The sequence below is a fragment of the Parvibaculum sp. genome (genome assembly GCF_030694575.1).
Lineage (GTDB): Bacteria > Pseudomonadota > Alphaproteobacteria > Parvibaculales > Parvibaculaceae > Parvibaculum.
In genome coordinates, this window is sequence record NZ_JAUYUS010000112.1 from 65,892 (window position 1) to 86,917 (window position 21,026).

General features: G+C 64.1%; 21 protein-coding genes and 1 riboswitch. Of the genes, 14 read left to right on the top strand and 7 right to left on the bottom strand.

The features are described 5' to 3' along the window. The first annotated feature begins 26 nt into the window (after positions 1–26). Both Q8S60_RS15900 and Q8S60_RS15905 read left to right on the top strand, forming a co-directional pair. The gene (locus Q8S60_RS15900) at positions 27–749 is read left to right on the top strand and encodes a ribonuclease HII (RefSeq protein ID WP_305276221.1); all 723 of its coding nucleotides are present in this window, start codon (positions 27–29) and stop codon (positions 747–749) included. Positions 750–806: 57 nt separating this feature from the next. Further along, positions 807–1,910 (top strand): site-specific DNA-methyltransferase, encoded by a 1,104-nt coding sequence (locus Q8S60_RS15905; protein ID WP_305276219.1) that lies wholly within the window; start codon positions 807–809, stop codon positions 1,908–1,910. Positions 1,911–2,285: 375 nt separating this feature from the next. On the opposite strand, the gene mutY is transcribed toward Q8S60_RS15905, so the two are convergent. After that, positions 2,286–3,440, bottom strand: a complete 1,155-nt coding sequence (mutY, locus tag Q8S60_RS15910; RefSeq protein WP_305276218.1) for an A/G-specific adenine glycosylase — start codon at positions 3,438–3,440, stop codon at positions 2,286–2,288. A gap of 90 nt (positions 3,441–3,530) precedes the next feature. On the opposite strand from mutY, the gene Q8S60_RS15915 reads away from it, so the two are divergent. The 9 genes from Q8S60_RS15915 (at position 3,531) to Q8S60_RS15955 (ending at position 12,121) form a co-directional block, all read left to right on the top strand. Then, on the top strand, positions 3,531–4,061 hold the full coding sequence (locus Q8S60_RS15915; protein ID WP_305276216.1) for a DUF721 domain-containing protein: 531 nt from the start codon (positions 3,531–3,533) through the stop codon (positions 4,059–4,061). A 102-nt stretch (positions 4,062–4,163) separates the two neighbouring features. Continuing rightward, complete coding sequence (locus Q8S60_RS15920; RefSeq protein WP_305276215.1) at positions 4,164–4,895, top strand: DsbA family protein; 732 nt, start codon at positions 4,164–4,166, stop codon at positions 4,893–4,895. A 71-nt stretch (positions 4,896–4,966) separates the two neighbouring features. After that, positions 4,967–8,428, top strand: a complete 3,462-nt coding sequence (locus Q8S60_RS15925) for a chromosome segregation SMC family protein (RefSeq protein ID WP_305668715.1) — start codon at positions 4,967–4,969, stop codon at positions 8,426–8,428. 257 nt (positions 8,429–8,685) lie between these two features. Further along, positions 8,686–9,051, top strand: coding sequence for an AtpZ/AtpI family protein (locus Q8S60_RS15930; RefSeq protein WP_305276212.1), 366 nt, complete (start codon positions 8,686–8,688; stop codon positions 9,049–9,051). Positions 9,052–9,130: 79 nt separating this feature from the next. After that, complete coding sequence (locus Q8S60_RS15935; protein WP_305276414.1) at positions 9,131–9,853, top strand: F0F1 ATP synthase subunit A; 723 nt, start codon at positions 9,131–9,133, stop codon at positions 9,851–9,853. An 84-nt stretch (positions 9,854–9,937) separates the two neighbouring features. Then, entirely contained in the window at positions 9,938–10,165 is a 228-nt protein-coding gene (locus Q8S60_RS15940; protein WP_293206658.1) for a F0F1 ATP synthase subunit C, read from the top strand. 86 nt (positions 10,166–10,251) lie between these two features. Then, positions 10,252–10,731 (top strand): F0F1 ATP synthase subunit B', encoded by a 480-nt coding sequence (locus Q8S60_RS15945; RefSeq protein ID WP_305276208.1) that lies wholly within the window; start codon positions 10,252–10,254, stop codon positions 10,729–10,731. Between the two features lie 16 nt (positions 10,732–10,747). After that, positions 10,748–11,233, top strand: a complete 486-nt coding sequence (locus Q8S60_RS15950) for an ATP F0F1 synthase subunit B (RefSeq protein WP_305276206.1) — start codon at positions 10,748–10,750, stop codon at positions 11,231–11,233. Positions 11,234–11,338: 105 nt separating this feature from the next. After that, on the top strand, positions 11,339–12,121 hold the full coding sequence (locus tag Q8S60_RS15955) for a dienelactone hydrolase family protein (RefSeq protein WP_305276204.1): 783 nt from the start codon (positions 11,339–11,341) through the stop codon (positions 12,119–12,121). Here Q8S60_RS15955 and Q8S60_RS15960 read toward each other — a convergent pair. The 6 genes from Q8S60_RS15960 to Q8S60_RS15985 form a co-directional block, all read right to left on the bottom strand. Next, a complete protein-coding gene (locus Q8S60_RS15960; RefSeq protein WP_305276203.1) occupies positions 12,118–12,681 on the bottom strand; it encodes a nucleotidyltransferase family protein in 564 nt (187 codons plus the stop codon). The two genes, Q8S60_RS15955 and Q8S60_RS15960, sit on opposite strands and share 4 nt — an antisense overlap. Positions 12,682–12,683: 2 nt before the next feature. Continuing rightward, a complete protein-coding gene (gcvPB, locus tag Q8S60_RS15965) occupies positions 12,684–14,255 on the bottom strand; it encodes an aminomethyl-transferring glycine dehydrogenase subunit GcvPB (protein WP_305276413.1) in 1,572 nt (523 codons plus the stop codon). Positions 14,256–14,263: 8 nt separating this feature from the next. Then, positions 14,264–15,610: an aminomethyl-transferring glycine dehydrogenase subunit GcvPA gene (gcvPA, locus tag Q8S60_RS15970; RefSeq protein ID WP_305276201.1), complete on the bottom strand. Its 1,347-nt coding sequence runs from the start codon at positions 15,608–15,610 to the stop codon at positions 14,264–14,266. A 25-nt stretch (positions 15,611–15,635) separates the two neighbouring features. Further along, positions 15,636–16,013, bottom strand: a complete 378-nt coding sequence (gcvH, locus tag Q8S60_RS15975; protein ID WP_305276199.1) for a glycine cleavage system protein GcvH — start codon at positions 16,011–16,013, stop codon at positions 15,636–15,638. A 34-nt stretch (positions 16,014–16,047) separates the two neighbouring features. Further along, on the bottom strand, positions 16,048–17,190 hold the full coding sequence (gcvT, locus tag Q8S60_RS15980; protein WP_305276198.1) for a glycine cleavage system aminomethyltransferase GcvT: 1,143 nt from the start codon (positions 17,188–17,190) through the stop codon (positions 16,048–16,050). A gap of 192 nt (positions 17,191–17,382) precedes the next feature. Beyond that, positions 17,383–17,483, bottom strand: a riboswitch (glycine riboswitch). 100 nt (positions 17,484–17,583) lie between these two features. Then, positions 17,584–18,213: a hypothetical protein gene (locus Q8S60_RS15985; protein WP_305276197.1), complete on the bottom strand. Its 630-nt coding sequence runs from the start codon at positions 18,211–18,213 to the stop codon at positions 17,584–17,586. 271 nt (positions 18,214–18,484) lie between these two features. On the opposite strand from Q8S60_RS15985, the gene ispH reads away from it, so the two are divergent. From ispH to rnhA, 3 genes are read left to right on the top strand one after another with little or no spacing between them, the layout of a single operon-like run. Continuing rightward, a complete protein-coding gene (gene ispH / locus Q8S60_RS15990) occupies positions 18,485–19,441 on the top strand; it encodes a 4-hydroxy-3-methylbut-2-enyl diphosphate reductase (protein ID WP_305276196.1) in 957 nt (318 codons plus the stop codon). A 12-nt stretch (positions 19,442–19,453) separates the two neighbouring features. Then, the gene (thrB, locus tag Q8S60_RS15995) at positions 19,454–20,419 is read left to right on the top strand and encodes a homoserine kinase (protein WP_305276195.1); all 966 of its coding nucleotides are present in this window, start codon (positions 19,454–19,456) and stop codon (positions 20,417–20,419) included. Further along, positions 20,416–20,868, top strand: coding sequence for a ribonuclease HI (rnhA, locus tag Q8S60_RS16000; protein ID WP_305276194.1), 453 nt, complete (start codon positions 20,416–20,418; stop codon positions 20,866–20,868). The genes thrB and rnhA overlap by 4 nt, the downstream gene beginning before the upstream one ends. The last annotated feature ends 158 nt before the right edge of the window (positions 20,869–21,026 follow it).

Consider the following 21,026-nt stretch of genomic DNA (forward strand, 5'->3'; position numbering starts at 1 on the left):
CCTGCGCTTGCGGCACACTCCGCCCCATGCCGCCGCCTGCAAAAAAACCTGCGCCGAAAAAGAAGCCCGCATCGCTTCTGCCCGATTTCCGTTTCGAGATCGAGGAAGGTGCGCCGGGCCGTATCGTTTGCGGCGTCGACGAGGCGGGGCGCGGGCCGCTTGCCGGGCCGGTCGTTGCCGCCGCCGTCGTCATCGACCTCACGCGCTGCCCCGAAGGGCTCAACGATTCCAAGAAGCTCGATGCCGCGCGCCGCGCCGATCTTCTCGCCGAGCTCGCGGACTGCGCCGAAATCGGCGTCGGCATCGCCAGCGTCGAGGAGATCGACGAGATCAACATTCTCCACGCCACCATGCTCGCCATGACGCGCGCCGTCGCGTCGCTCCCCCGCGCGCCGCATATCGCCCTCATCGACGGCAACCGCTGTCCGCCGTCGCTCGCCTGCGCGTCCCGCGCCATCATCGGCGGCGATGCGCTGGCGCGCTCCATCGCCGCCGCCTCCATCGTCGCCAAGGTCACGCGCGACCGGATGATGGCCGCGCTCGCCGAAGCGCATCCGGGCTACGGCTTCGAAAAACACATGGGCTATTCGACGCCGGCGCATTTCGATGCGCTTTCGCGCCTCGGGCCTTGCGCGATCCACCGCCGCTCCTTCGCGCCGGTACGCAAGATGTTGAGTCCCGGCCTCGAAGAGGGACTCGATCTTGTGTCCGGCGAATCCGTTAACCTCTTGATTCAAAAAGCTTATTGACCGCGAATCCGCGCTGACTCATGATCGCCGCCTTGTCATTCTCAAGGGGTAGTTCGAGTGGGGCGCGTCAATACGAAGGCCGGGCAATCGCCTGAAATCATCATCCAGGGCGACTGCATCGAGGCGATGAATTCATTGCCCGAAAAGTCGGTCGACCTCATCTTCGCGGACCCGCCCTACAATCTGCAGCTCAATGGCGGCCTCACGCGCCCCGACCATTCCAAGGTCGATGCGGTCGACGACGACTGGGACAAGTTCGCGAGCTTCGCCGTCTATGACGAGTTCACGCGCAACTGGATGAATGCCGCGCGCCGCGTGTTGAAGGATACGGGCGCGATCTGGGTGATCGGCTCCTATCACAACATCTTCCGCGTCGGCGCGACGCTGCAGGATCTCGGCTTCTGGATGATGAACGACGTCGTCTGGCGCAAATCGAATCCGATGCCGAATTTCCGCGGCACGCGCTTCACCAATGCGCATGAGACGCTGATCTGGGCGACGAAGAGCGCGGACCAGAAGAAATACACCTTCAATTACGATGCCATGAAGGCCCTGAACGACGACCTGCAGATGCGTTCCGACTGGCTGCTGCCGATCTGCACCGGCGGCGAGCGTCTGAAGGATGGCGACGGCGACAAGGCGCATCCGACGCAGAAGCCGGAAGCCCTTCTCCACCGCATTCTCCTCGCGACGACCAATGCCGGCGACACAGTGCTCGATCCCTTCTTCGGCACCGGCACCACAGGCGCCGTCGCGAAGAAGCTCGGCCGCAACTTCATCGGCATCGAGCGCGAGGCGCGCTACATCAAGGTCGCGCGCGAACGCATCCGCCAGATCAAGACCGGCGCGCCGGAAGACCTCAAGGTCACTACCTCGAAGAAAGCCGAAGTCCGCATTCCCTTCGGTACGCTCATCGAGCGCGGCTTGCTCGAACCCGGCGCCGTGCTGACCGACCCCGCCAAGCGCCACGCCGCCCGCGTCCGCGCCGACGGCTCCATCGTCTGCCGCGACGCCACCGGCTCCATCCACAAGATCGGCGCCCATGTGCAGGGCCTGGATGCCTGCAACGGCTGGACCTTCTGGCACTTCAAGACCGACGGCAAACTGAAACCCATCGACATCCTGCGCCAGAAGGTGCGTGCGGAAATGGGGGAAGCGTAAAAAGCATTCGTCATTGCGAGCGCAGCGAAGCAATCCAGGGCCACCCAGCAAGACTGGATTGCTTCGTCGGCTGACGCCTCCTCGCAATGACGATTTTATGTTCCGCCTGCCCCCCAAAACAAAAATTGTCACCCCGGCGAAAGCCGGGGCCCATTGGTTCCCTCAGCAAGCGTTGCGGGGTTCTGCCTTCATCAAAAGTGTCATCCCGGGATTCATTCCCGGGACCCATTGGTTTTTCGTTTCATGGCGATGTGGATTGGATCCCGGCTTTCGCCGGGATGACAATTCTTTTTTATAATCCGTACACAACCAAATTCCGCCTTCCCACTCTCCCCTGGGGGGAGGGTAGAAGAAAGGCAGTACACAGAATAAATCTCACCGCTTCACAAAAAGCGGTCCCGCCTCCGGCATCGCATGTGCCGCGACTTTCCGCATCACCGTCGGCAGCGCCTCGCCCGCGACCTCCTCAAGCGGTACCCACATGCCTTCGCGCCCGGGGATTAGTTTTTTTCGCGTCGTCGCGGTGAAAACTTCCAGCTCGAGGTGAAAATGCGTGAACGTGTGTTCAACCAGACCGGGGACAAGTCGCCATTCCGCCGCCATCGGCGCGTGGTCGAGCACCTCTCCGGCGACGCCCCGGGGGGCCCGATTTTCGCCTTGTGACAGATCGATGACAGTTCGATGACAGTCACGCTCGTCCCAGGGCGTTCCCGGCACTTCCAGCATGCCGCCGAGGAGCCCCTTGTCGGGCCGCCGGCGGAGCCAGACATGCCCGTCCAGCATCAGCCAGAAGCAGGCGCCGCGGCGCGTCGGCCTCGGTTTTTTCGGCGCCCGGGCGGGCAGCAGATCTTGCGTCCCCGCCGCCCGTGCGTCGCACAAGTCATTGATCGGACAGCGATTACAGGCGGGAGAGCGCGGTGTGCAGACGGTCGCGCCGAGGTCCATCATGGCCTGCGCGAAGTCGCCTGTCCGGGCCTCCGGCGTCAGTGTCCGGGCCTTCTCCCTGATCTCGGGTTTCGCCGCCGGCAGCGGCGTTTCGATCTCGAAGAGCCGCGCCACCACGCGTTCGACGTTTCCATCCACCACCGTCGCGGCTCTTCCGAAGGCAATCGCCGCGATCGCCGCCGCCGTATAGGGACCGATCCCCGGCAGCCTCTCAAGTCCTTCCACCGTATCGGGAAATTTCCCTCCGTGGACGGACGATACCGCCTTCGCGCAGGCATGAAGATTGCGCGCCCGGCTGTAATATCCGAGCCCCGCCCATGCCTTCATCACCTCTTCCTGCGGCGCGCCGGCCAGCGCCTCCACGTTGGGCCAGCGCTTCAAAAAGCCTTTAAAATAAGGCCCAACGGTCGCCACCGTCGTCTGCTGCAGCATGATTTCGGAGAGCCAGACCACATAAGGGTCCGCGCGTTCGCCCTTTTGCGCGCGCCAGGGCAGCACGCGGGCATGTTTGTCGTACCAGGCGAGCAGCGGCGCGGCGGCCGCTTTCCCGCTGATTTCCTTGGCTTTTTTCGCCTTCGTGCTCATGTACCAGTCTTCGCTTGGAATGCCCTCGTCCGTCAATTCGCATGGATGACGATTTCGAGTCAGAATGCGCGCCAAGCTCGAAGGATCGACATGAACGGGATTATCGGCAACCGCGTAGCCTCGCGCCGTTTCAGCCTGCCGCCGGTCGGCGCGCGGGTGATGCAGGTCGCGCGCGCCGCCTTCGTGAAGCGCGGCTTCCAGGAAGCGCATGTGCTGGCGCATTGGCCGGAGATCGTCGGCGCCGGTCTTGCCGAATTTTCCGCGCCGGAAAAGCTCGCATTTCCAAGGACTTCCGCCGACGACGAAAGCAAGGGCCGGCGCGGCGGCGCGGTCCTCACCATCCGCGTCGACGGTCCCGTCGCGGTCGAAATTCGTCACCTCGAGCCGCAGATTATCGAGCGCATCAACTCCTATTACGGCTACAGCGCCGTCGCGCGGCTGAAGCTCGTGCAGGGTCCGCTGCCGGTCAAGGCGCGGCCGCGCTACCGCAAAATCCGGCCGCTCGCCGCGGATGAGCGCGCGGCGCTTGACCAAGACCTTGAAAAGATTGAAGAACCGGCGCTCAGAAAGTCGCTGGAAAAGCTCGGCGAGCGCGTAATCGGGGCGCAGCGGCGGCGTTGAGGCGCGAGTCCCGATTCTCGGTCCAAGGCAACTGAAAGGTTTGGTTGAGGGCCCCGGCCAGCACGGCCATAATGCCCCAACATCTGGTAGGAAGAAGCTGTCGTGAATCAAAATAGAGCAGTCATTATCGGCGTCGCCGCCGTTGTCGTCCTTGCGCTGGCCTATGGCGCATACCTGTTTTTCGGCCCCTCCGGCGAGGCCGGCCCGGGCCGCATGGCGAACTCTGCCTTCGAGCAGGAATTGCTGGTGGCCGGGCCTCTCGGCGACATGTCGCTCGGCGATCCGGATGCGCCCGTGACCGTGATCGACTACGCCTCGCTCACCTGTTCGCATTGCGCGGATTTCGAGATCAACACGCTGCCGCAGCTCAAGGAAAAATACATCGAGACGGGCAAGGTCCACTACATTCTGCGCGATTTCCCGTTCGATCCGATCGCGACGGCGGCCTTCATGCTGGCGCATTGCGCGGGGCCGGAGCGTTATTTCGGTTTCGTCGGCGTTCTCTTCCGCCAGCAGACGCAATGGGCCTTCACGCAGACGCCGATGGAAGACCTGAAGGCGCTGGCGCGGCAGGGCGGCATCTCGGAAGAACGCTTCGACGCCTGCATGAAAGACCAGAAGATTTTCGACCATGTGAAGGAAGTCGCGCTGCGCGGCGCCAAGACCTTCGGCGTCCGCTCCACGCCCACATTCTTCATCAATGGCGAGAAGGTCGAAGGCGCGCTGCCGTGGCGCGATTTCGAACCGCTGATCGAAAAAGCCCTTGCGGGGCAACGTATTTCCGACACGCCCGCCTCGGGCACGTCGACACCCGCGGCGCCGGCGGAGGAGTAATCCCCGGCCCGCACCGCCTGCGGCAAGATGTTCCGTTACGCGAAGAAACCTCTTAAGGATCGAGACCCACAGTGAAGTTCAATCGCCTCCGGCTTTCAGGTTTCAAATCTTTCGTCGACCCGACCGATCTCATCATCGAGCCGGGCCTGACCGGCGTCGTCGGGCCGAACGGCTGCGGCAAGTCGAACCTTCTCGAGGCCATGCGCTGGGTGATGGGCGAGAACTCGTTCAAGAACATGCGCGGCTCGGGCATGGAAGACGTGATCTTCGCAGGCACGGCCGGACGCCCCGCCCGCAACCATGCCGAAGTCGTTCTCTATATCGACAATGGCGACCGTTCCGCACCGTCCGCCTATAATGAAAGCGACACGATCGAGGTCTCGCGCAGGATCGAACGCGAGCAGGGTTCGACCTACCGCATCAACGGCCGCGAAGTGCGCGCGCGCGACGTGCAGCTTCTCTTTGCCGATGCGTCGACCGGCGCGCATTCCCCTGCCCTTGTACGGCAAGGCCAGATCGCCCAGCTCATCTCCTCCAAGCCGATCAACCGGCGCCGCATTCTCGAAGAAGCTGCGGGCATCACCGGCCTCTACACGCGCCGCCACGAGGCGGAGCTTCGCCTGAAGGCCGCGGAAACGAATCTCACCCGTCTCGACGATGTGGTGGCGCAGGTGGAATCGCAGCTAGCGAGCCTCAAGCGCCAGGCGCGCCAGGCCGTGCGTTATCGCAATCTTTCCGGCCAGATCCGCGAAACGGAAGCCATCCTCCTTCATCTGCGCTGGACGCAAGCCGTCGAGACGCTGAAGCAGTCCGAAGAACGGCTCGCGGCGACGGATGTTCGCGTTGCCGAGCTCACGCGCGAGGCCGCCGCCGCCGTCACGATGGAAGCCGAAGTCGCGGACCGCCTGCCGCCGCTGCGCGAAAAGGAAGCCGAGGCCGCCGCCCGCCTCCACCGCCTCACCGTGGAGCGCGACAATCTCGACGCGGAAGAAGCCCGCGCCCGCGATCAGGCCGGCCGCCTCACGGCGCGCCTGGGCCAGATCGGGCAGGATCTCGGCCGCGAACGTCACCTGATCGAGGATACGCAAGGCGCGATGGCGCGGCTCGAAATGGAAGCGCAGGAGCTTCGCGGCGCCGAGCAAGGCCAGGCGGAAGCGCAGACCGCCGCCGAGGCGCGCGTCGGCGAAACGCAACAGACGCTCGAAGCGAGCGAACGCGAACTCGACCAGCTCAATCAGGAAATCGCCCGTCTCAGCGCCGAGCGCACGAGCCTTGTCCGCACCGTCGAAGCCGGGCGCCAGCGCATCGAAAAGCTGGAGCGGCAACTCGCCGAAATCGCGCGCGAACGCGAAACGCTGTCCGACGCGGAAGAGAAGAAGGCGCAGATCGCGCTGCAGTCCGTCGAGCTTGAAGAAGCTGCGGGCAAGGTGGCCGATGCCGAGCGTTCCGCGCTCGATGCCGAGGAAGCACGCCGCGCCGCCCAGGAAGCCGAAAAAGCGGCGCGCGAGCCGATGCAGATCGCGGATCGCGCCGCAGGCGACTTGGCGGCGGAAGCCAAGACGCTCGCCGATCTCCTCGCCGTCGGCGAAAGCGATCTCTGGCCGCCGGTCATCGATGCCGTATCGGTCGAGCACGGCTACGAGACGGCTCTCGGCGCCGCCCTCGGCGACGATCTCGCGGTGCCGGAAGACGCGGCCGCGCCGATCCACTGGGGTTCGCTTCCTGCATTCGACACCCCGCCCGCCCTGCACGAGGGCGCGACGCCGCTTTCCTATTTCGTGAAGGGCCCGAACGCGCTTGCTCGCCGCCTGTCGCAGATCGGCATCGTCGTTTCGGTCGAGGAAGGCAACCGGCTTCAGCCGCTGCTGACGCCAGGCCAGCGCCTCGTCACGCGCGAGGGTGCGCTCTGGCGCTGGGACGGCTACACGGCCGCCGCCGATGCGCCGACGGCCTCCGCCCGCCGTCTCGAACAGCGCAACCGGCTTGCCGATCTCGAAGGCGAGCTTGCCGCCGCGCGGACGAAAGCCGCCGAAGCCCGCGCTGCGTTCGATGCCGCCCATGTCGCCGCCGAACAGGCGATGCAGGAAGAACAGTCGCGCCGCGCCGCGCTCCGCGAAGCGCAAGGCGAGCATAACCGCGTTCGCGACATGCTGCAGGCGGCCGAGCGCGCGGCATCGGCGCAGTTGTCGCGGCTTGCGGCACTGGCTGAATCCCATGAACGGCTTTCCGGCGACAATGTCGAAGCGGCCCGCGCACTCGAAGAAGCGGAAATCGCGCTGCAGAACCTGAAGCCCGACGAGGAGCCCCGCGCCCGCGCGAGCGAGCTTCGCGACCGGGTCGCCGCTCTCCGCCTCGAACTTTCGGAAGCCCGCGCGACGCATGAAGGGCTCCGCCGCGAAGCGGAAGCCCGTGCCCGCCGGCTCGTCGCGATCGGCGAGGAAAGCAATGCATGGCAACTCCGCGCGGCGAATGCCGAACGCCAGATTGGAACGCTGGAGACACGCAAAGCCGAAGCGGAAGCCGAACTCAAGGCGCTTGAAGGCGTCCCAGCCCAGATCGAAGAGAAACGCCATGTCCTGCTGGGGATGATCGCGGAAGCGGAAACGGGGCGCGGCCAGGCTGCGGACGAACTCGCCGAAGCCGAGAAACTTCTTTCCGAGACGGCGAAGCATGCCAAGGAAGTCCAGCAGCATCTGGGCGAAACACGCGAAGAACGTGCCCGCATCGACGGTCTGGTCGATGGCGGCCGCGAGCGGCGCGCGGAAGCGGAAGCACGCATTCGCGAAGTGCTCGAATGCGAACCGGCCGAGGCGCTGGCGCAGGCCAATCTCGAGGAAGGCGCCGACATGCCGAACCTCGAACAGATCGATGCGAAGCTCGAACGGCTGAAGCGCGAACGCGAGAGCCTCGGCGGCGTCAACCTGCGTGCCGAGGAAGAAGCGCGCGAGCTTACCGAGCAGCTCGAGACCATGACCAGCGAGCGCGAAGATCTCGTCAGCGCCATTGCGAAGTTGCGTCAGGGCATCGGCAGCCTCAACCGCGAGGGCCGCGAGCGCATGCTCGAAGCCTTCGAGAAGGTGAACGCGAATTTCTCCCGTCTCTTCACGCATCTCTTCGGCGGCGGCGAGGCGCATCTGAAGCTCACCGAGTCCGACGATCCGCTGGAAGCCGGCCTCGAAATCTTCGCCCGCCCGCCGGGCAAGCGCCTTCAGGTGATGTCGCTGCTTTCGGGCGGCGAGCAGGCGCTGACGGCCATGTCGCTCATCTTCGCCGTCTTCCTCACGAACCCCTCGCCCATCTGTGTGCTGGACGAAGTGGACGCGCCGCTCGACGACGCCAATGTCGAACGGTTCTGCGACCTGATGGACGAGATGACGCGCACGACCGACACGCGCTTCCTCATCATCACCCATCACGCCCTCACCATGGCCCGCATGAACCGCCTCTTCGGCGTCACCATGCAGGAGCGCGGCGTCTCGACCCTGGTTTCGGTCGATCTCGATGTCGCCGAGGGCCTCCGCGAAGCCTCGTGAGCGGGTCCTGACGTAACGGAAAGGCCCCTCCTTGAGGGGCCTTTTTCATGTGCTGAAGAGACTCGCTTGCGGGCGGCGGCGAGGCCGAATGCCGCAGCCGCGAAAAGTTACAAAAAACCCTTTTAAATCAGCATGTTATATGGGGCGTAGCGGTCCTTGACAGGCTATAGGTCCGCAAGTAGGGTGCGCGCGGCTTGAGGCAGGGCTCTGCGCTGGTTTTTCAACGCGGCGGGGCTTTTTTGCGGAGGTCGCGGAGTTTGGCGGACGATCGGGACGACAAATCTCCAGCGGACAAATCCGTGGAAAAGGGACGAAATTCCGATCTCACGGATTTCGGCGCCAGGCTGCGGAAAACGCAGCAGGCTCACCTGAAGCCCGCGCCGGGCAGAGGCCGGGGCACGGCCATGGGCATCGCCTTTCGCCTGACCACCGAACTGGTGGCGGGCGTCTTCGTAGGCGGGGCGATTGGCTGGGTTCTCGACCAGTGGCTCGGGACGACGCCATGGCTGATGCTGGTGTTCTTTTTCATCGGTGTGGCCGCGGGCATTCTGAACGTGTATCGGGCGGCGCAGCAGATTACCGCGGCAGCCGAGCGGGACGCAGACGGCGATCATTCGGGCTGAGAGGCCCCATTCAACGAGGGCGGCGAGCGTGTCGGTAGAAAACGCGGAACATGGCGGCGGTGGTTTTGCTATCGACCCCATGCATCAGTTCGAGATCAAGACTCTCTTCCCGATGCAATTCGGGAGCATCGATGCTTCCTTCACCAATTCCTCGCTCTTCATGGTCATCGCGGCGGCACTTCTGACGCTGCTGATGCTTGTCGGCATCAATCGCCGCGCCATGGTGCCGGGCCGGCTCCAGTCGATCGTGGAGCTTTCCTACGAATTCATCGCGAACATGCTCCGGGACAATGTGGGCTCGGCGGGTCTGCGCTTCTTCCCGTTCGTGTTCACGCTTTTCATGTTCATCCTGGCGCTCAACCTTCTCGGCATGGTGCCCTACGCGTTCACGGTAACGAGCCACATCATCGTTACCTTCGCTCTCGCCTTCTTCATCTTCATCGGCGTCACGATCCTCGGCTTCGCGGTTCACGGCTTCGGCTTCTTCAAGTTCTTCGTGCCTCACGGCGTGCCGGCTTATCTGCTGCCGCTGGTGGTCCCCATCGAAGTCGTGTCCTATCTCACGCGCCCGATCAGCCTCTCCGTCCGACTGTTCGCCAACATGATGGCCGGTCACACCGTGCTCAAGGTGTTCGCGGGCTTCGTGATCGCGCTTGGCGCGTTCGGCTATCTGCCGGGCCTGCTGCCGCTCGCCTTCATGGTGGCGCTGACGGGCCTCGAAGTTCTGGTGGCGGCGCTTCAGGCCTATGTGTTCGCCATTCTGACCTGCATCTATCTGAACGACGCCTTGCACATGCACTGAGGCGTTCGCTAACCGGGGCCTGCCCCATCCGATCAACCGAAACGGGGGCGAACCCGCCCTTCACGACAATGGAGACTTAAGACCATGGAAGCAGAAGCCGCAAAGCTCATCGGTGCGGGCATCGCCTGTATCGCTCTCGCGGGCGCCGGCGTCGGCATCGGCACGATTTTCGGCAACTACCTCGCCGGCGCACTGCGCAATCCGGCGGCGGCTCAGGGCCAGTTCGGCAACGCGCTGCTCGGCTTCGCGCTTGCCGAAGCGACGGGCCTGTTCGGCCTCGCCGTGGCGTTCCTGATCCTCTTCGCGTTCTGATCGGCTAGCGAACGCACTCAAGGGTTCTTGGGGATTCTGGCGTCGCGGCTTTCGCGGCGCCAGTTATCGCTTTCAGGAGAAGCGGCATGCCGCAATTAGAATTCCATACCTTCGTTCCTCAGCTCGTCTGGCTGGTGATCGTGTTCGCCTATCTCTATGTGATGATGTCGCGCGTGGCCCTGCCCCGCGTCGCCACCGTGCTGGAAGAGCGCCGCGACCGCATTGCCGACGATCTCGACCAGGCCGCCCAGTTCCAGCGGCAGACGGAAGAAGCGATCGAGGCCTATGAAAAGGCCCTGGCCGAAGCTCGCGCCAAGGCGCACGACATCGCGCAGGAGACGCGCGACCGTCTGCACGAGGAAACCGAGCGGCAGCGGCTGGCGATCGAAGCCCGCCTGGCCGAAAAGATCGCGGCTGCCGAAAAGCAGATCGCCGCGACCAAGGACGCCGCGCTTCAGAACGTGCGTGCCGTCGCCGTCGACGTGGCGGATGCGATCATCGCCCAGCTTCTCGGCGATGCCGACAGGTCCGCTACCGAGCGCGCCGTCGACACCGAACTCAAATAAGCGAAGGACGCTTCCCATGTTCGCTACTCCCGAATTCTGGGTCCTGATCTCGTTCCTCGGCTTTGTCGGGCTCGTGGTCTACTACAAGGTCCCGGGCATGGTTGCCGCCCTGCTCGACAAGCGCGCAGCCGACATCGCGGCCGAACTCGACGAGGCCCGCCGTCTGCGCGAGGAAGCGCAGCAGTTGCTCGCGTCCTACCAGCGCAAGCAGCGCGAGGCGATGAAGGAAGCCGAGGACATCATCGCGCAGGCCAAGATCGAGGCCGAGCAGCTTGCGAAGGAAACCCGCGCCAACATGGAAGCGCAGGTCGACCGTCGCACGAAGCTCGCCGAGGACAAGATCGCCCAGGCCGAAACGCAGGCCCTCAACGACGTCCGGGCGACCGCCGCGGAAGTCGCGGTTGGCGCGGCCCGCCGGGTCATCGCCAGCAAGGTCGACGCGGGCAAGGATGCCGAATTCGTCGAGAAGTCGATCTCGGAACTCGCTTCCAAGCTTCACTGATCCGCCGTCATTCGAGAAACCCCGCCCCGCGATATTCGCCGGGCGGGGTTTTTGTTTGCTTTTTGCGACTCCGCTCCCGTTCAATATGGAAAACGGGAGGCGCTCATGCTCGACGAATACCGGAAGACGAGTTTCACCGATGACGGCGTATCGAAGCCGGTCTATGTGCGCGGGGCCGGCCCTGCGGTCATCGTCATCCACGAGGTTCCCGGCATCACGCCCGAGGTGATCCGGTTTGCGGATTGGGTGGTCGATGCGGGCTTTACCGTCTACATGCCGGAGCTTCTCGGCAAGGCGGGAAAACCCATCAGCCCGGCCTATGCCCTCGCCTCCATCGCAAAGCTGTGCATTCGCCGCGAATTCCATGTTCTCGCCTCGCATCGCTCGAGCCCTGTTACCGGCTGGCTGCGCGCCCTTGCGCGCCATGCCCATGCCGAAGCAGGCGGCAAGGGCGTCGGCGCAATCGGCATGTGCTTCTCCGGCAATTTTGCGCTGTCGATGATGATGGAGCCGGCGCTCATGGCACCGGTGCTCTCGCAGCCTTCGATGCCGCTGCCGCTCGGGGCGGAACGGAAGGGCGCGCTCCATGTCTCGCCGGAAGAGCTTCAATGCGTGAAAGACCGCTGCGCGAAGGGCGACAAGGTTCTCGGTCTTCGCTTCAAGGGGGATCCGATGTGCCCGCCAGAGAAGTTCGAATCGCTCCGCCGCGAGCTGGGGGCGGCGTTCGAGGGGATCGAAATCGACGACAAATTTGCCAACCCAGCATCGCCCGCGCCCAAGCCGCACAGCGTTCTCACCGTCGACCTCATCGACCGCGACGGGGAGCCGACGAAGGAAGCGGCAAAGCGCGTCATCGCCTTTTTCCAGGAGCGGCTGCTGGCGGCCTAGGCCTCGTGCACCGTCAGCTCCGGCCAGCTTTCCTTCCAGCGCGCTGCTTTCTCCGCATAGCGGCGGGCGCTGAAATTCGGCATGCGATTGGGGCGGATTGTCATGCTTGCGACATCATCGAAGCCGCAGGGCGCGTAGACCTCCAATCCTCCACCGACGGGCGAAATGCCCACCATGCAGGCGGGGGCGAGAAACCTGTCTATGCCTTCCGTCGAGGTGCGAAGCGGCGGATAGGGGGTCCCGAATTTCTTTTCGTACCAGACATGTACGCGCGCCTGGTTGCGCAATTCGACTTCAATGCCGAGCGGTGCGTAGAGTTCGCGCGCGCGCATGATGACGCGATCTTCCGCCTCCCAACTCGTGTCCGGGTCGAAGTAGAAGACGTCGTAATCCTTGATGCCGTGTTCCGGCGGTCGGCCCGTCATGCCGTTCCAGACCGTCTGAAAGAGACTGCCCGACACAAGCCATGCGTCGGGCAGCTCCAGTTCGGGAAGGTGCCGGAGGATCGCGCGGTTCCTTTCGTTCGACAGGGCGAGCGAAAGAAAGCGCGCTTCATCCATGTCTATTCGGCGGCCTGCTTGGGCGCCGGCGGCGCCCAGCGCAGCACGGGCTTTCTCGCCGCCGCCGTTTCATCGAGACGCCGGCGGGGCGACATATAGGGCGCACCAAGGAACCGGTCCTTGTCGTTCGACTTCGCGGCGCGGGCAAGATCTCGCAGCGTGGCAATGAAGAGGTCGACCGACTGCTTCGATTCCGTTTCGGTCGGCTCGATCAGCATGGCGCCGTGCACGACCAGCGGGAAATACATGGTCATCGGGTGATAGCCCTCATCGATCATCGCCTTGGCGAAATCGAGCGTCTCGACGCCGGTCCCTTTCAGGAAGCGGTCGTCGAACAGAGCCTCATGCATGCACGGTCCCTCGAAGGGTGCGGAGAGGTCGTCCTTCAGCGAGGCGAGCACATAGTTCGCGTTCAGCACCGCATCCTCGGCCACCTGCCGCAGCCCGTCCGAGCCGTGGCTCATCATGTAGGCGAGTGCGCGGACGAACATGCCCATCTGGCCGTGGAAAGCGACCATGCGGCCGAAGGGGCTGGTGCCGTCGGCCTTTGCCGCGTCCTCGGTTTCGACAAGACGGAAGCCGCTCTCGTCGTGCACCACGTAAGGCAACGGCGCGAAGGGCGCGAGCGCTTCGGAGAAGACCACCGGCCCCGCGCCCGGCCCGCCGCCTCCATGCGGCGTCGAGAAGGTCTTGTGCAGATTGATGTGCATGGCGTCGATGCCGAGATCGCCCGGCCGCACGCGGCCAACAATCGCGTTGAAGTTCGCGCCGTCGCAATAGAAGTAGGCGCCGGCCTCGTGCACCGCGTCCGCGATCGAGATGATGTCGCGCTCGAAGAGGCCGCAGGTGTTCGGGTTGGTCAACATGATCGCTGCCACGTCCGGCCCGAGCTTCGCCTTGAAAGCCTCGAGATCGACGCGGCCTTCCTTCGTTGCCGGAATGGCGTCCACCTTGTAGCCGAGCAGCGCGGCGGTCGCGGGGTTCGTGCCATGCGCCGACTCCGGCACCAGCACGCGGCTCCGCGTCTCATCCTCGCCGCGCGCGATCAGCGCGGCGCGGATCGCCATCATGCCGCAGAGTTCGCCATGCGCGCCCGCCTTGGGCGACAGGGCGACAGCCGGCATGCCCGTCAGTTCCTTCAGCCAGTGAGACAGCTCATGCATCAGCTCGAGAGCGCCCTGCACCGTCTGCACCGGTTGCAGCGGATGCAGATCGCCGATGCCCGGCAGCCGCGCCATTTTCTCGTTGAGGCGCGGGTTGTGCTTCATCGTGCAGGAGCCGAGCGGATAGAGCCCCGCATCGATGGAATAATTCTTCGACGAAAGCCGCACATAGTGGCGCACGACTTCCGGCTCCGACACGCTCGGCAGGCCGATGCGGCCATGCCGCTCGAAATTGCCGAGGCGCGAGGTGAATTCTTCCGGCTCGTCGAGATCGACGCCGCAGGCGCCCGGATTGTCCAGCTCGAACAGGATCGGCTCTTCCAGTTCAAGCGCGCGATTGCCGGTGAATGTGTTGTGCGTACCGCCATGCGCTGTGCCCGCGATGGAGGTCGGACGGCCCTGCTTGTTCATGCCCGACATCAGAGCACCTCCTTCAGCGCGGCTTCATAGGCGGCGCGGTCATCTTCCGTATTGACTTCCGTCGAGGCGACGATCAGAAGATCCTCGACCTCCGGCACACCGGGCAGCAGCCGCGATGCGGGCACGCCGCCGATCACGCCCTTCTCCACCAGCGCGTCCACAACTTCCGTCGCCGGTTTCGGCAGCCGCATCGTGAATTCGTTGAAGAAGGCCTGGTTGAGAATCTCGACGCCGGGCACTTTTGCCAGCCGCTCGGCAAGTTTCACCGCGGCCGCGTGGTTGATGCGCGCGAGGCGCTTGTAACCTTCCTCGCCCAGCAGCGACATGTGGATCGTGAAGGCAAGCGAACAGAGACCGGAGTTGGTGCAGATATTCGAGGTCGCCTTTTCGCGGCGGATATGTTGTTCGCGCGTCGAGAGCGTCAGCACGAAACCGCGATTGCCGTCCGCGTCCACCGTCTCGCCGCAGAGCCGTCCCGGCATCTGGCGGAGGTACTTCTCCCGCGTCGCGAAGAGACCGACATAGGGGCCGCCGAAATTGAGTCCGTTGCCGATCGACTGGCCCTCGCCCACCACGATGTCGGCGCCCATCTCGCCGGGCGGCGTCACCGCGCCGAGCGAGACGATTTCAGGCACGACCGCGATCAGCAGCGCGCCTTTCGCATGCGCCGCTTCCGCGATTGCGCGCAGATCGTGCAACTCACCGAAGAAACCCGGCGTCTGCACGACGACGCAGCTCGTGTCGTCGTGGATATGCGCGAGAATATCCTCGGTCTTTCCCGGCAGCGCGGGCGGCATCACTTCGAGTTCGTAGTCGGCAAAATCCGAAAGGTTCTTCACGACCGCCGCGTATTGCGGATGCAGCGTGCCGGAAAGCACGGCCTTGCGCCGCCTGGTAACGCGGTGCGCCATCAACACGGCTTCGCCGCAGCCCGTCGCGCCGTCATACATGGAGGCGTTCGCCACCTCCATGCCGGTAATCATCGCAACCTGCGTCTGGAACTCGAACAGGTATTGCAGCGTGCCCTGCGTGATTTCCGGCTGGTAGGGCGTGTAGGACGTCAGGAATTCCGACCGCTGGATCAGGTGGTCTACCGCGGCAGGCACATGATGGCGATAGGCGCCCGCGCCGACGAAGAAAGGCACGGAGCCCGCCGGCGTGTTCTTTGCCGCCATGCGTCCGAGCGCGCGCTCCACATCCAGCTCCCCTTTCCGGCGCGGCAGATCGACAAGTCCATCCCGCCGCGCGCGCTCCGGCACGTCGCGGAAGAGTTCATCGACGCTTTTCGCGCCGATGACTCCCAGCATTTCGCGCCGGTCGGTTTCGGTCAGAGGCAAATAACGCATGATCGCAAAATCCTTTTTGACGGCCTTACTGGAGGCTCTCGACAAATTCGTTGTAGGCAGTTTCGTCCATCAGCTTGTCGAGTTCGGAAGGGTCGGTCAGCCGGAGCTTGACGAACCAGCCGTCACCCATTGCATCCTCGTTGACGCCGGCGGGGGTCTTCTCGATGTCGCTGTTGACGTCGATCACTTCGCCGCTCACCGGCGAATAGACTTCGCTCGCCGCCTTGACGGATTCGACGACTGCCGCTTCGTCGCCCGCGGCAATGTCCTTGCCGACTTCCGGCAGCTCCACGAAAACGACGTCGCCGAGTTGTTCCTGCGCATAGTCCGTGATGCCGATGGTCGCGATGTCGCCGTCGACCCGTACCCATTCATGTTGATCCGTGAAGCGAATATCGCTCATGCAAAAATCCCCTGATCCTCGTTGTTTGCCGGTGCTATTTGCCCGGCTTGTGAAAACGTTTTTCGACGAACGGCATGGCGACGACCTTTGCAGGCCGTCCTTTGCCGCGCACCATCAACTCGACGCCCGTCCCCGCTTTCGCGTGCGCCGTTTCGACATAGCCCATGGCAATCGGTCCGCCGACGCTCGGCCCATAACCGCCGCTTGTGACGACGCCGATCTTGCGGCCCGATGCATCGGTGATTTCGGTGCCCTCGCGCGCGGGCGCCTTGCCTTCCGGCAACAGGCCCACGCGCTTCCTCGTCACGCCGCTCGCAATCTGATCGAGAATGATTTTCGCGCCGGGAAAGTTCCCCTCTTCGCGGCGGCGCTTCGAGATCGTCCATGTCAGCGCGCCTTCGACGGGCGTCGTCGTCTCGTCGATGTCGTGGCCGTAGAGGCAAAGGCCCGCTTCAAGACGCAGGGAGTCGCGCGCACCGAGACCGATCGGCTTCACTTCGGGTTCGGCGAGAAGTTTTTTCGTCAGCGCGACGGCCTCGGCCTCCGGCACCGAAATCTCGTAGCCGTCCTCGCCGGTATAGCCGGAACGGCTGACGAGACACGGGATGCCGGCCACGGTCATTTCGAGCCCGGTCATGAAATCCTGCGCCGCCGCGCCGGGTGCGAATCGCGCGAAGACAGCCGCCGCCTTCGGTCCCTGCAGCGCAATCAGCGCGCGGTCTTCGAGACGGTGCAACTCGATGCCCTTCGGCAGGTGGCCGGCGATATGCGCGAAATCGGCGTCCTTGCAGGCGGCGTTGACGACGAGGAAAAGCGTGCCGTCCTTCGCCGTCCGCGTCACCATGAGGTCGTCGCGGATGCCACCCTTGTCGTTCAGCAGCAGGGTGTAGCGGATGGCGGTCGGCTCAAGTCCCAGGATATCGCCCGGCACCAGTGCCTCGATGGCGGCACAGACGCTCGCGTGATCGGGGCCCACGAGATAGGCCTGCCCCATATGCGAGACATCGAAGAGCCCCGCCGCCGCGCGCGTGTGCAAATGCTCGCTCAGCACGCCGTCGGGATATTGCACCGGCATGTCGTAGCCCGCGAACGGCACCATCTTCGCGCCGAGTTCGACGTGCAGCGCATGGAGGGGCGTTGTCTTCAGGATTTCCGTTTGGACGGCAGCTTCCGACATTGGGCTTCCAGGCTCGTCCATTTTGGACGAAAACGAATCGAGTTGGCCGCTACCCGGCGGATTTCTCCGCTTGTAGCGCCCCACTCTGTCGCTGAACCTGAGAGATTTCGCGGTGAAGGATAATTATCCCGCCGCTTACGCCCTTCGGTGAGACCTGGCAAAAAGCACGCGCCGGTCTGCTTTCCAGAGATTCATCCCCCTGCGGTCCCTGATGCCTGAGAGTTTCCGGGGCGGTTGCTCCTTCGGCGTCGGACCCCTGCATAGGCGGGTACGATCTCTCCCGCAGGGTTCGTCTGTGTATCGCCGATCATATGGAGGGGGCCGCGAGAGTCAATCGCGGGGCGTCCAAAAAACCGACGGAAAAGTGCCGAATCGCAAGGTTTTTCGCGGCATTCAGCGAATCGGCGCGTAGGGAACCTTGCGGTTGTATTCGAGCTGCTCCGCCGTCAACTGGAAGCCGATCAGGATCTGGTAGATGCGGCCATCCGCATCGCCGCCATAAGGCAGGACCGTGCCGTCCACCGTCTTCACGAAGCGCATCTGGTGCTGGCCCGGCGCAAACGTCACCGGCACTTCGTAAACCTGCTTCTTGTCGAAGGTGTTGAAGCGCCGCGTCACGGCGACGAAGGTATTGAACGTCTGGTCGCGCGATGTTGCGGCGGGTCCGATCTCGGCGATGCCGTCGAAGGCGATGTCCACGATGATCGTCGCTTCGTCGATATTGTAGCTGCATTTGGAGACGACCTTGCCGATCTCCGCCCGGGCGACCACATCCGTGAGGTCGGTGCCCGCGCCGCGCAGCAGCGTCACATGGTCGGTCTCGTTCAGCACGCCGACGGCGGGACAGGGATACTGCGTCGTGCCGCCCGTCTTGGTTTCATCGCTCATGCCGAGCCAGCTGCAGCCGGAAAGGCCGAGCGCGGCCAGCACCAGAAGTGCCGGCGCGATGCCACTCGGAAAGCGGGAGACGGACGCCTGCGGGCGGCGAAGCACGGTCGGGAACGGCATCTTGCTGTCACTCAATCTGTTGGCAATCTGTTGGCGGGCGGCTGGTTTTTCGCTCGGTCGGGCAGGAATATAGCAGGCGGGACGGGGCCGTGAGGCTTTCTTGACTTTCCCCGGCGCGCCCCTTCTATTACCGGCGTAGACAGCCTCTAAAGCCTTGCTTTTCATATGGTTTCAAGGCTGCGGACTGTTCCCGGCGGCGCGGAAACTCTATCGGAGTGGTTCCGAAGTCACAAGGCGGACGAACGCCACAGAACGGTCTCCCGAGCAATATCCCTGAGCGAGCCCCATGAGCGAGACCAAGTCAAAGCCCCCCCTGACGCTGCTGCTGGCGAGCCCACGCGGCTTCTGCGCGGGTGTCGACCGGGCGATCCAGATCGTTGAACTCGCCATCGAGAAATATGGCCCGCCCGTCTATGTGCGCCACGAGATCGTTCACAACCGGTTCGTGGTCGAGGCGCTGGAGCGGAAGGGCGCGATCTTCGTCGAGGAGCTGGACGAGGTGCCGCCCGGCGCCAAGGTGATCTTCTCCGCGCATGGCGTGCCGAAGGCGGTTCCGGCGGATGCGCAGGCGCGCGAGCTTTTCTATCTCGATGCCACCTGCCCGCTCGTCTCCAAGGTCCATGTGGAGGCCGAGCGCCTGCATTCCCGGGGTCTCGAAATCCTGCTGATCGGTCATGCCGGCCATCCGGAAGTCATCGGCACGATGGGCCAGCTTCCCGAAGGTGCCGTGCGGCTGATCGAAACCGCTGCCGATGCGGAAGCCTTCCAGCCGCAGGATCCCGAGAAGGTCGCCTTCGTCACGCAGACGACGCTGTCGGTCGACGACACGGCCGCCATCGTCGCCATATTGCGCCGCCGCTTCCCCGCCATAGCTGGGCCGCGCAAGGAGGACATCTGCTACGCGACGACCAACCGGCAGGAAGCCGTGAAGTCGATCGCGCCGCGCGCGGAGGCGATGCTCGTCATCGGTGCGCCCAATTCATCCAATTCGATGCGCCTCGTCGAGGTTGCCGAGCGCGCGGGCTGCCGCTACGCCGCATTGGTGCAACGCGCCACCGATATCGACTGGGCGGCGCTCGGCGCCGTCACGACCGTCGGCCTCACGGCCGGCGCCAGTGCGCCCGATGTTCTGGTCGAGGAAGTGATCGATGCCTTCCGGCAGCGCTTCGACGTGACGGTCGAGGAGAGCCCCGTGCGCCGCGAGTCGGTACAGTTCAAACTGCCGCGCGCGCTCGCCGTCTGATTCGGGGGATTTATGGCCGTCTATACAGAGGTGCCCGACGAGGAACTTGAAGCCTTCCTCGCCACATACGACATCGGCACGCTGATGTCCTACAAGGGCATCGCCGAGGGCGTCGAGAATTCCAACTTCATGCTGCACACGGATGCCGGCACCTATTTCCTCACGCTGTACGAAAAGCGCGTCGCGGAAGCGGACCTGCCGTTCTTTCTCGGCCTGATGAACCATCTGGTCGACCGCGGTATCAATTGCCCGACGCCCATCCGCAACCGGAAGGGCGAGATGCTCGGCCGTCTTGTCGACCGTCCCGCCGCCATCGTCAGCTTTCTCGAAGGCATCTCGGTTCGCCGGCCGCAGCCGCGCCATTGCGTCGAGCTCGGGCGCGCTCTCGCGCAGATGCATCTCGCCGGCGCCGATTTCCCGATCACGCGCAGAAATGCCCTCAATGTCGACGGCTGGGGGCCTCTTTTCAGTTCCTGCCGCGACGGCATCGAAGCCTATCAGCCGGGCCTCGCGCAGGAACTCGAGAAGGAGCTTGCGGTGCTGACGCGCGACTGGCCGCGCGACCTGCCCCGTGGCGTCATCCATGCCGATCTCTTCCCGGACAACGTCTTCTTCATGGGCGACCGGCTCACCGGCCTCATCGATTTCTATTTCGCCTGCAACGACGCCTTCGCCTACGACCTCGCGATCTGCCTCAATGCCTGGTGCTTCGAGGCGGACGGCTCCTTCAACATCACCAAGGCGCGCGCGCTGCTTCAGGCCTACACGCAGGTGCGTCCGCTCGAGCCGGCGGAAATTCATGCGCTGCCGCTGCTCGCGCGCGGCTCGGCGATGCGCTTCCTGCTGACGCGGCTCTACGACTGGATCAACCACCCGCCGGGCGCATTCGTTCAGCCGAAGAACCCGAAGGAATATCTGACGCGGCTCCGCTTCCATCGCGGTGTCGCCTCGCCCGCCGGCTACGGGCTCGACGCATGAGCGGCGAGGATGTCGTCGACATCTATACCGACGGCGCCTGCTCGGGAAATCCCGGGCCGGGCGGCTGGGGCGTGTTGATGATCTACAAGGACCGCGAGAAGGAAATTTGCGGCGGGGAGGCGGCGACCACCAACAACCGCATGGAGCTGATGGCCGCCATTCAAGCGCTCGAAGCCCTGAAGCGCGACGCGCATGTCCGCATTCACACGGATTCCAACTATGTGAAAGACGGCATCACGAAGTGGATACACGGCTGGAAAAAGAACGGCTGGAAGAATGCCGCCAAGCAACCCGTGAAGAATGCCGAACTCTGGCGCCGTCTCGAAGCGGCGATCTCCACTCACAAGGTGAGCTGGCACTGGGTAAAGGGTCACTCCGACCACCCGGAGAACGACCGCGCCGACGCGCTGGCACGTCAGGGCATGGCGCCTTATCTCGCCGCCAAATAAAAAGCCTCCCCTTTCGGGCCAGCCACTACGGTAAATGTTGATACTGACAATTCGAACGTCAAATCAATCGGCTAGGCCGGTTTTTCGAGCTAACGCCTTGATACAAGAAGCTTTGCCCCGCAATTCGGTCAAAAGCCCGGTTTGCGGGGCAAACGTAT